Here is a 549-nt window from a genome sequence, read left to right as displayed (position 1 = left end):
CGGATCGCGGGTAGCGTCTGTGTCCCGAGCCGGCCCGCTCGGACGCGATCAGCCCGCGCTCCTCGTAGAAGCGCAGGGCCGATGATGCGACGCCGCTGCGCCGCGCCACGTCGGTGATGGTCAGCATGGAATCCATGCACGAACGAAAGCACAATTCCCGCTTGACTTCAAGTTAACTTGAACTTGTACCAAGAGGCATACGGATTAAAGGAGCACTGGCAATGCAGGCGAATGTCGAACTTCAGGGACTTCGCGTGGCGGTCACGGGCGGCACGTCCGGCCTCGGACTGGCGTTTGTGCGGCAGCTTGCCGCGATGAATGCGTGCGTCGCCTTCGTCGCCCGCACCGCCGCGAATGTGCTATCCCGGCTGGGGCGCCTACGGCGCGAGCAAGGCCGCTCTTGCCCATCTGACGGCGATTTGGGACGAGGAGGCGAAAGCAGACGGCATCCGGCTCCTCGCGCTTGACCCCGGCGATATGGACACCCCACTGCACGCGCTCGCGATCCCTGATGCTGATCCGGCGACCTTGAAGCGCCCCGAGCAGGCA

At 64.8% G+C, this 549-nt stretch carries 2 protein-coding genes and 1 pseudogene; 2 read left to right on the top strand and 1 reads right to left on the bottom strand.

What is annotated here, in order from left to right; translation table 11 throughout:
* The coding region (locus tag NKJ28_RS32970) for a MerR family DNA-binding transcriptional regulator (RefSeq protein WP_502902257.1) at positions 1–127 on the bottom strand (127 nt) is incomplete at its 3' end.
* A 94-nt stretch (positions 128–221) separates the two neighbouring features.
* Here NKJ28_RS32970 and NKJ28_RS32965 point away from each other — a divergent pair.
* Positions 222–467, top strand: coding sequence for an SDR family NAD(P)-dependent oxidoreductase (locus tag NKJ28_RS32965; protein ID WP_352638606.1), 246 nt, complete (start codon positions 222–224; stop codon positions 465–467).
* Positions 409–549: pseudogene (locus tag NKJ28_RS32960) on the top strand (SDR family NAD(P)-dependent oxidoreductase); the annotation flags it as partial. The gene NKJ28_RS32965 and the pseudogene NKJ28_RS32960, both read left to right, overlap by 59 nt.

This window comes from Mesorhizobium sp. M0145 (genome assembly GCF_040322355.1).
GTDB lineage: Bacteria > Pseudomonadota > Alphaproteobacteria > Rhizobiales > Rhizobiaceae > Mesorhizobium.
This window is presented reverse-complemented; position numbering and strand designations above follow the sequence as displayed.